The sequence below is a fragment of the Streptomyces aurantiogriseus genome (assembly GCF_014649375.1).
GTDB classification, from domain to species: Bacteria; Actinomycetota; Actinomycetes; order Streptomycetales; family Streptomycetaceae; genus Streptomyces; species Streptomyces aurantiogriseus.
This window is the reverse complement of the sequence record NZ_BMSX01000055.1, coordinates 1-10,782: the sequence shown is the minus strand read 5'-3', so window position 1 is coordinate 10,782 and position 10,782 is coordinate 1. Positions and strand designations below refer to the sequence as shown.

Below are 10,782 nucleotides of genomic sequence, written 5' to 3'. Positions count from 1 at the left end.
GCCCTCGGGTGGCGCACCGCCCAGTGCACCCCGTGATAGACGGACTTGGCTGTCTTGTAAACCCAGGAGTTCTTGACTGTCTTGGCGACGGCCTTCGCTCACTCGCTGTACCGCCCGGTGGCCCGGTCGAGCCCTGTGCTGCGCGCAGACGCGAGTCCTTTGTTTGCTCGTGTCTGACGTTGGTGCTGTTGGGGAATCCGGGGAGCAAGTGCGGCCAGGGCCTCGGCTGCGTCGTCCTTCGAGCAGTCCTTGACGAAGATGAACTAGAAGTCGCTGCGGGGTTGTTCACTAGCCCGGTCACGGTATCGGCGGGGTACCCCGAGATGTTGCATCAGGGGACGACGACGGAGAGCGTGGTCACCGCTCGACCCTGCCGTCGGGCGGAGGCGGCTTTCTGGCCCGGGTGCCAGGTGAACGGGAGGTGCACGTCCGGGGAGGGCGGCTCGTTCCCGCCCTCCCCGGACGCGGTGATCACTTGGCCGGCGGGGCGGGCAGCTTGGTGCCCTGGAAGTCCGGGGCGTCGGCGGCGGCGCGCATCGCGCTGAGTGAAGAGGTCTGCTGGGCGTCGTAGATGCGGGTCTGGTTGTCTGAGGTACGGAAGGTGTAGGCCCAGGTCGAGCCGGTGGGGCTGGTGTAGGTGAAAGCGGTCGGCTCGGTGGCCGAGGCTTCGGAGGTCACCTGCCTCCAGGCGCGCCAGACACCGCTGCCTTGGGTGGTCTCGCCGGTGTTGTAGACGGTGCCGTCGGTGCCGCGGACGACGATCTCCGTGAGGCCTGTCAGCGGGGAGATGACGGCGCTGGGGGAGCCCTGCGCGGTGATCCCGGCGACGGTTTGCCAGGTCCCGTAGGCGCCGCCCTCGGCGGACTGGGCGGTGGTGACCACGTTGCCGTTCGCGTCCGTGGCGAAGACGCCTATGCGGTAGCCGGGGTAGACGACGACGGACGGCGTGCCGACGATGGCCTGGGTGCCGAGGGGGGTCCACGCCGAGAGCGTGCCGTCCTCCTTGAAGAGGGCGGTGGACAGTGTGCCGTCGGCCTTCCTGCCGAAGAGCTGGATGCCGTCGCGCACGGTGAGGGCGGTGAAGGAGCCGGTGAAGCCGGTGCCGGAGAGCGGCATCCAGCCCATGAAGTTGTTGTTCGGCACGTTCTCAAGGCGGTACCAGGGCACACCGTTGGCGTCCGCTGCGAACTGCACCAGCAGTCCCGAGGGTGTCTTCGCCGTGACGGCGTGCTGCTGCATCGCCCCCGCCAAGTCCCTCCAGGCGGCCCAGTCGGTACTGGACTTCGCGGCCTGGTCGCGCTGCCAGACGCTGCCGGAGGTGCTGTGGGCAGTGACGACGACGCGGCCGTCGGTGTGCTCGGCGAGCGAGGGCCGGCCGGTGAAGGCATTCTCCAGACCCGAGATCACCGTCCACTGGGCGCCGTTGATGTCAGCCGGGTCGGTGCGGCCGTGGACCACGTGGCCGATGTTGTCGGTGTAGGCGAGCTCCAGCTTGCCGTCCGACGCCTGCATGACGACGTTCGGGGTGTACTTCTCCCGTTCCAGCGGCGTCGCCGTGGGCGTGTGGTTCGCGACAAGACTGCAGTTGTCCGGCTTGGACGTGACGTTGGGGAAGTTCTGCCAGCCGCTGGCCGCCACTTGCTTCGCCAGTACGGGCCAGGCACCGGTGTTCTCGTCGTAGCGGTAGTACACCGCGGCGCCGGACGTCTGCACGGCCACCACGGTGTCGCCGCCGCCGGCGGTGATGGTCTTGAAGTTGCCCCATCCCGCGGAGCCGACAAGGACGTGGCGCTCGATCCAGCGCTGGCTGGCGAGGTCGTAACGGGAACGGTAGAGCCTGCCGTCGGTCGCCCGACCGTAGAGTACGCCCGAGTCGCCGGCGGTGATCAGGTTGTAGCGGTCCCACCCCTTGTCCAGGACCCTCAGCGACCGCAGGCCATCGATCGAGGCGTCGTAGCGGTAGGCGTACAGCTGGCCCAGGTTGTCCGCGACCCACAGCCAGCCGGACCGGTCGACAGTGGCCTGCTCACGGTCCGCCGCGTTCGACAGCCATCCGAGGGCGGTGCTGACGCGCTTGGGGGCGACGTCCCACGTGCCGGACTCCGTGCGGTGCGCGTAGTAGGTGCCATCCGACTTGAACGCGTAGAACTGCCCGTCCGGGCCGGCGAGTACCTTCCCGTATGCCCCCCAGCCCGTGCCCACCTTCTGGTAAGCGGAGAAGGTCGAACCGGTCAGCGGATTGGCCATCGTGTACTGAAGGAGCTCACCGGCCGCGTTGGTGACGTATGTACGGCCGTTGGCCGGGCAGGTCGCCGAATCGGCGGCGTGTGCCGTGCCCGGGGCTGTGACGAGCAGCGGCAGTGCGGCCGCTGCGGCCGCTGTCACGGAGGTCAGTCGGCCGACTCTGCGGTGTGGAATCAATGCCATGTGGATTCGTCGTGTCCTTCCGTCGAACAAGGCGCCCCAGGGCAGCCTGTTTCGTGGCTTCCGGCGGAAGCCCCCCCTGTGAGCTCGAGCCGTAAGTGGCCGTCAGGAAGCCTAAGTTGGGCGTCGAGGGAAGATGATCACGATGGGATAACACTCAGGTGGATGGACTGGCCAATGAGTCGACAAAGAGCCCGACGAACCGTCAGGCTCCCATCTGATTATTCGTTCGTCCTGTGGGGGGACTGTGCCGGCGTACCGGAGACTCGCGCGCAAGTTAGTGATGCCAAGACTCCTGCGTTCCCGGTGGGGCAAGGCCATCGCACTCGCCGTGACAGCGGTCATCGCCTTCGGTTCGCTCGCCATCGGGGGAGTGGGGATCCCGCTCTTCCCGGAGAAGCCGGCCGCCGCCAAGGGCCCCGGCCAGCGCTGGGGCAGTGCCGAGGGGCTCAGCCACTTCGCGGGTGGTCCGCGCAACGACGACGCGCCGCAATCCCTGCGCGCCAAGTACCCGCTGAAGACCCCGCCCGCCGCCCGGCCCACGGCCCGGAAGAACGCGGTCGAGGTCACCACGCCGGCCCCCGCGCAGGTCAAGGGCTTCGACCGCAGGACGAGCAAGGAGATCGTCTCGGAGCGGGACACCCGCAGCCGTACGTACGCGAACGAAGACGGCACCCGCACCAGCGAGATCTCCACCGACCCGATCAACTACCGGGACGACCAAGGCGCCTGGCGGCCCATCAACAGCGAACTGGTCGAGCAGCAAGGCGGCTGGGCGAACGCCGCCGACTCCGTGGCCCTGCGCTTCGCCGACCGGGCCGACGCCGGAGAGCTCGCCTCCGTCACCCTGCCTTCCGGTGAGTCCTTCGGCTACGGGCTGAGCGGCGCCGCCTCCGTGGCCGGCACCGCGGACGGTGCCCGCGTCAGCTACGAGCAGGTGCTCCCCGAGACCGACCTCTGGCTCGACTCGCAGGCCGGTGGCGTCAAGGAGACGCTCGTCCTGAAGTCGGCCACCGCCCCGAACAGCTTCGTCTTCCCGCTCCACCTCGAGGGCCTCACCGCCAGGATCGACGGCGGATCGATTCTGCTGACCGACGCCGAGGGCCGCACCCGCGCCGTCATTCCGGCCGGGTTCATGGAGGACGCCGCCCAAGCGGTCTCGCACGCCGTGACGTACGAACTCGTCCAGGGACAGGACGGCGGCCAGGCGCTGAAGGTGACCGCCGACCGGGACTGGCTCGCCGACCCGGCCCGTGCCTACCCCGTCCGCGTCGACCCCTCCGTCGACACCACGTCCGCCTCCACTTCCATGACGGTCTGCGGTAACGGCTCCGCCGACTGCTCCAGCGACCTGCACGTCGGCAAGGGCCCCGGCGGCGACTCCGCCGCGTACCTCGGCTTCCCCGGACTCGACGAGGAGCTCAGGTACCACCAGATCTTCGGTGTGCAGCTCCAGGTCGTGAACTTCGACTCGGCCTCCTGCAAGCCGCGCCCGGTCTCCGTTCACCCCGTGACCGAGTCCTGGACCGCCAACACCAGGACCGCCTACCCCGGCCCCTCGGTCGGCAGCGCGCTCGCCTCGAAGTCCTTCGCGTACGGCCACATAGGCTTCGGGCAGTCGCAGTCCGCGTGCCCCGCCGCCGGTGAGCTCTTCGACCTCGGCAAGGGCGGACGCGACCTGGTGCAGCGCTGGGTGAACGGCACCCAGGCCAACCACGGCCTGTCGTTGCGGGCGTCCGTCACCGACTCGCTCGCGTTCAAGAAGTTCACTGGCCACGCCACGGCCAACCCGCCCAAGCTGTACGTCACCCACTCGCCGTACAACGCGTCCTACGCCTTCCCCAAGCCCGTCCCCGACCCGCCGGTGCTGCAGAACCAGGCCGGGAAGGTCAAGGTCTCCGTCACCAACAAGGGGGCCGAGACCTGGACGCCGTCCACCTACTACCTGGCCTACCGGGCGTACGACAAGAAGGGCAAGCTGGTCACCCAGCAGCGCGCGGGCAGCCTCCCCGGCAATGTGGCCCGCGGCGCCAAGGCGACCGTCGACGCCACGATCAAGGCGCTCCCGCCGGGCGTCTACCTGCTCGACTTCACGATGGTGCGCCAGGGTGGCAAGGTCTTCACCGACGAGCACGTGCCGCCGGGCCGGCTGACCATCCAGGTCTTCGACATCGCTCCGGTGGTCAAGGAGCAGTTCCCGCCGAACGGCTACCAGGCCCAGACCCTGACCCCGCAGTTGTGGGCGGCAGGCACCGACATCGACGCGCCGGCCGGCTCCACGCTCCAGTACAAGTTCGAGATCTGCGAGGCGGACAAGGACGGCAAGCCGACCGCCTGCACCACCTCCGCCTACCAGACGAGCTCTGCCTACCCGGTCCCGTCCGGGCGGCTGAAGTGGGGCAAGACCTACCTGTGGCGCGGCTTCGTCAAGGACGCGACCAACGAGGTACCCACCGCTCAGGTGGCGCTGGTCGCCGCCGTGCCGCAGCCCGAGATCACCTCACGGCTCTCCGAAGCGCAGGGCAAGGAGTTCGACCCGAACGTCGGCAACTTCACCTCCAGCGCCGTCGACGCCTCCGTCGCGGGCGTCGGCCCCGAGCTGACGCTCATCCGCACCTACAACAGCCTCGACCCGCGGCGTGACCTCGCCTTCGGCGCCGGCTGGACGACCCGCTACGACATGCGGCTCACGCCTGACGACGACGGCACCGGCAACGTCGTCATCCGCTACCCCGACGGCCAGGACGTCCGCTTCGGCAAGAACGCCGACGGCACCTTCGCCCCGCCGCCCGGCCGCTTCGCCAAGCTGACCTTCGACTCGGCGACAAGCACCTACAAGCTGCAGGACAAGTCCGGTACGACGTACGACTTCAGCTCCTCCGGCCTGCTGGCCAAGATCACCGACCCGTACTCCAACGCGGTCACCTACACCTACAGCGCCGGGAAGCTCCAGACCGCGACGAACAACCGGACGACCCGCTCGCTGACCTTCACCTGGACCGGCGCGCACGTCACCAGGGTCCAGACGACCGCCGTCGACGGCGCCCCGCTGACCTGGACGTACACCTACACCGGCGACCTGCTGGACAGGGTCTGCGATCCGCTGAACGGCTGCACCCAGTACACCTACGGCACCGGCAGCCACTACAGCACCACCGTGCTCGACTCCCGCCCCGAGTCCTACTGGCGCCTCGGCGAGGAGGAGGGCACCGCCGCCAACAGCGCCAACGAGGCCAACCTCGGCAAGGACCGCGGCACCTACCAGAACGTCACCCTGAAGGCTGCGGGCGCGATCGCCGGCGACCCAGGCACAGCAGCGACCTTCGGCAGCAGCACCTCGCGGATCGATCTGCCTGCCGGCACGCTGAAGAAGAGCCGTGACGCCGCCGTGGAGGTCTGGTTCAAGACGATCGCCACCGGCGTCGGCGGACCGCTGGTCGGCTACCAGGACAAGGCCTGGGGCACTACCCCCGGCACCGGTGTCCCGATGCTGTACGTCGGCACCGACGGAAAGCTGCGCGGCCAGTTCTGGACCGGCGCCATCGCGCCGATCACCGACATCACCAAGAACGTCAACGACGGCAAGTGGCACCACGCGGTGCTGTCCATGTCCGGCTCGACCCAGAGCCTCTACCTGGACGGCAAGCTCTCCGGCACCATCACCGGGAAGCAGCCTCTCCAGACGAACCTCACCCACAACCAGATCGGCGCCGCCCACGCCACCACCCCCGCCTCCTGGCCCGGCTGGGGCTCCACCGCCGCCAAGTCGTTCGCGGGCGCCATCGACGACGTCGCCGTCTACCACCACCCGCTGGGCTCCGCGGCCGTCACGGCCCACTACCGCGAGGGCGGCCGGAGCGCCGACGTCCTGACGAAGACGACGCTGCCGAGCGGCCGGATCGCCTCCGAGGTCCAGTACGACGCCTCGCGCGACCGGGTCGACGAGTACACCGACCGCAATGGCGGCACCTGGAAGATCGGCACCCCCGCGGTCTTCGGCAACGACCGGGACCTGCGCCGCACCGTCGAGGTCCACGACCCGATGGACGCCCCGTACTTCTACGAGTACGACGGACTGTCCTCGCGACTGCTGCGCTACGGCGAGCCGATGGCCCTCGGCGCCCGCGAGTCCGTCACCGCGGCCCCGTCCCCGTCGCCCACCGACCCCGGCCGGATCTGCACCCAACCCGACCCGGGCGACCCGGCGTTCTGCACCAACCCGCCCGGTGACGGCGGCGGCGAGCCGGACTTCATCCGGCACCCCGTCGACGGCGTCGCCATCCGCCTCTTCGAGTACAACGACAACGGGTTCCAGACCGGGATCATCAGCGAGAACGGCGACAAGGTCACCCTCGGCTACGACGACCGCGGCAATGTGACCAGCCGCACCACCTGCCGAGCCGCGGGCGACTGCCAGACCTCGTACACCACCTACCCGGTGCCGACGGGCGACTTCGACCTGCGGAGCGACCAGCCGTCGGAGACCCGGGACGGCCGCTCGTCCGGCCCCACCGACAACCGCTTCCGCACCCAGTACACGTACAACACCAGCGGTGCCCTGCTCACACAGACCGCCCCCGACGGCGGCACGTCCAGGAACACCTACACGACCGGTGTCGAACAGGCCGTCGGCGGCGGCAACACGCCCACCGGGCTACCGCTGACCACCGCCGATCCGCGCGGGAAGATCACCCGCTACCAGTACTACAAGAACGGCGACCTGGCTCGGGTGACCGAGCCGTCCGGGCGTATCACCAACTACACATACGACGCGCTGGGCCGCAAGCTCACCGAGACCGTCGTCACGGACGCCCACCCGTCCGGCACCACGTCGACCTTCACCTACGACAAGCTCTCCCGGGTCGCCACCCTCACCGACCCGGCGGCCACCAATGTCGTCACCTCCGCCAGGCACCAGCAGAAGACCACCACGACCTACGACGCCGACGGCAACGTGGTGCGCACCGAGATCAGCGACCTGCTGGGCGGCGACGCCACGCGCGTGATGGCCTTCGAACTCGACGACCACGGCCGCCCCGAGCGGGTCACCGACGCCGAGGGCAACGAGACGACGTACACCTACGACGTCTTCGGCAACAAGACCTCGATGGTGGACGCCAACGGCAACCAGTTCGACTACGTCTACACCGCGCGCAACATGATGGCCGAGACCCGGCTGCGCGACTGGGACGACGACGGAGGCGACGGGGACTACACCGTCCTGCAGTCGTACGCCTACGACATGGGCGGCCGACTCGTCCGGCACACCGACTCGATGGGCCGCTCGCTGATCTACCAGTACTACGGCGACGACCTCGTCAAGTCGATCACACTCAAGGACTTCCACAACCCCGACGGCACCAAGCGCGACATCGTCGTGGAGTCCAACACCTACGACGGCGCCGGCAACGTCCTGACCGAGACGAGCGCCAACGGCAGGCTCGTCACCGCGTACACGTACGACGCGGTCGGCCGGGTGAAGTCCGAGGTCATGGACCCCGGCGGGCTGGCCAGGCGCACCACCTACACCTACGACATCGCCGGCAACGTGGAGACGGCCGCCTCCAGCGGTTCCCCCTCCAACGTGCCCTGGCCGGTGAGCGTCAGCGGCGACTCCGTCCGCTACCAGTACGACGACGCGGGCAACGTCACCCACGAGACGGTCGAGAACAGCACCGACTCGCGCACCACGCTCTACACCTACGACGACCGCGGACTCACCACGTCCAAGACGGACCCGGCGGGCAACAAGACCGAGTACGGCTACGACGAGCTGGGCCGGGCGGTCTCCGTCACCGCGCCCGCCGTCCAGACCGAGTCCGGCGGCAGCGCGCCCGAGACGTCCCGGCCCGCCACCTTCACCGGTTACGACACTTTCGGCGCGGTCACCGAGTCGGTCGACGCGCTCGGCCGCACGAACCGCACCGCCTACGACCGGCTCGGCCGCGCGGTCACCGCGACCGCCCCCGCCTACACCCCGCCCGGCTCGTCGCAGACCGTCGCCCCGACGGTCACCAACAAGTACGACGCGCTCGGCAATGTCACCGAGACGACCGACCCGCTCGGCCGCGTGACGAAGTTCCAGTACGACCGCCAGAACCGGCTCACCGTCAAGGACGTGCCCGTCGGAACCGGCGACGAGCGCGGGCAGTGGAAGTACACGTACACCCGCACCGGGCAGGTCCTGTCGGTCACCGACCCGAACGGCGCCAGCGCCGAGACGACCTACGACGACCTCGACCGCCCGGTCACCACCACCCAGATCGAGCGCAAGCCGCTGCCCGGCGCCTTCACCACCCGCAACGAGTACGACGACGCGGGCAACGTGGTCAAGCAGACCTCGCCGAGCGGCGCGGTCAGCCAGTACACCTACGACGGGCTCAGCCAGCTGACCAGGCTGCAGGAGGCGAGCGGCGCCATCACCCAGTTCGGGTACGACGCCTCGGGCCGCGAGGTGCGCCGCACCGACGGCATGGGCCGCACCTCGGCGAAGCTTTACGACCAGCTCGGCCAGCTCGTCCAGGACCAGGACCTGGACCCGGTCAACAGCCAGCTGCGCAAGGTGAGTTACACCTACGACAAGGCGGGCAACCTGGTCACGTCGACCAGCCCGCTGAACCGTACGACGACGTACACGTACGACGCGCTGAACCGGCTGACCAGCCAGACCGAGCCGGTCTCCGACACCAAGTCCATCACCACGACCTTCGGCTACGACGCGCTCGGCAACCGCACCCGCTACACCGACGGCCGCGGGAACACGACGATCTACACGGTCAACTCGCTCGGCCTCGCCGAGTCGGTGATCGAGCCCGCCACGGCCCGCGACCCGGCACCGGAGGCACGCACCTGGACCACCGCGTACGACGCCGCCGGCCAGCCGGTGAAGCTCACCGCACCGGGCAACGTGGTCCGCGAGCGCGAGTACGACAAGGCCGGCCAGCTGGTCCGCGAGACCGGCACGGGCGCCGAAGTGACCACCCCCGAGAAGCGGTTCCAGTACGACCCGGCGGGCCGGCTGGTCAAGGCCTCGTCCCCGAAGGGCGACAACACCTACGAGTACAACGACCGCGGCGGGCTGCTGGAGGCGACGGGCCCGTCAGGCGAAGCCACGTACGAGTACAACAACGACGGCCTGCTCACCAGCCGCACCGACGCGGCCGGCACCGCCCTCTTCAGCTATGCCAAGCAGCAGCTGACCTCGGCGACCGACCCGCTGACCGGTGTGCGGCAGAGCTACACCTACGACGGCGCGGGTGTGGTCAAGAAGGTCGACTACGCCTCCGGCCAGTCCCGCTCCTTCACCTACGACGACCTGGGCCGGCTCGACACCGACACGCTGAAGAACAACGCCGGCCAGACGATGGCGTCGACCGACTACGGCTACGACACCGACGACCACCTGACGTCGAAGACCACGGCCGGCACGGCCAAGGCCGGGACCAGCACCTACAGCTACGACCACGCCGGCCGCCTGACGTCCTGGACGGCGGATGGCACCACCACGGAGTACGGCTGGGACGACAGCGGCAACCGCGTGAAGAACGGCAGCAAGACCGCCACCTTCGACGAACGCAACCGGCTGCTGTCCGACGGCGACTACACCTACGACCACACACCGCGCGGCACGCTGGCGACCCGCACCAGCTCGGGCCTGACGGAGGAGTTCACCTTCGACGCCTTCGACCGGATGGTGAAGGCGGGCGAGTCGGGCACGGAGTACACCTACGACTCGCTGGACCGTGTCGCGGCCCGCAACGGCGTGGACTTCTCCTACGCCGGCTTCACACCGGACCCCGTCAAGGACCAGACGTCGACGTACGGCCGCGGCGCTGCCGACGAGCTCATGGCGGTCGCCGAGAACGGCGGCGCGGCCCGGCTCACGCTGGAGGACAAGCACGGCGACATCGTCGGCAACATGTCGGCGACGAACGGCGCGGCGACGGCGCTGGAGCAGTCCACGGCCTTCGACCCCTTCGGCCAGGTCCGCGGCACCGCGAGCGCCGAGGGCGCCGGGGGCATGGACGGCAACGTCGGCTATCAGGGCGACTGGACCGACCCGGACACCGACCAGGTCAACATGCACGCCCGCTGGTACGACCCGGGCACCGGCGCCTTCAACTCCCGAGACTCCTACACCTACAACTCCGGCGCCTCGATCCTGGCCAACCGCTACACCTACGGCGCCGGCGCCCCGCTGGACTACACCGACCCCGACGGCCACTGGCCGAGCTGCGGCTGGTGCAAGAAGGCTGCGAAGTGGGCGGGCAAGAAAATCGTCCAGGGCGCGAACTACGCCTACAAGACAGCCAAGTCCGTCTATCACGGGGTGCACTGGGCGGTGCGCCACCCGAGGGC

The 10,782-nt window shown here is 69.3% G+C and carries 3 protein-coding genes; 1 reads left to right on the top strand and 2 read right to left on the bottom strand.

Annotated features, from left to right (window positions below; translation table 11 throughout):
- Positions 1–98: 98 nt before the first annotated feature.
- Positions 99–218 (bottom strand): hypothetical protein, encoded by a 120-nt coding sequence (locus tag IE263_RS49385; RefSeq protein ID WP_229911581.1) that lies wholly within the window; start codon positions 216–218, stop codon positions 99–101.
- 253 nt (positions 219–471) lie between these two features.
- A complete protein-coding gene (locus tag IE263_RS47715) occupies positions 472–2,427 on the bottom strand; it encodes a tachylectin-related carbohydrate-binding protein (RefSeq protein ID WP_189944411.1) in 1,956 nt (651 codons plus the stop codon).
- Between the two features lie 328 nt (positions 2,428–2,755).
- On the opposite strand from IE263_RS47715, the gene IE263_RS47710 reads away from it, so the two are divergent.
- Positions 2,756–10,782, top strand: an 8,027-nt coding sequence (locus IE263_RS47710; RefSeq protein WP_189944410.1) for a LamG-like jellyroll fold domain-containing protein, incomplete at its 3' end; no start/stop codon positions are given.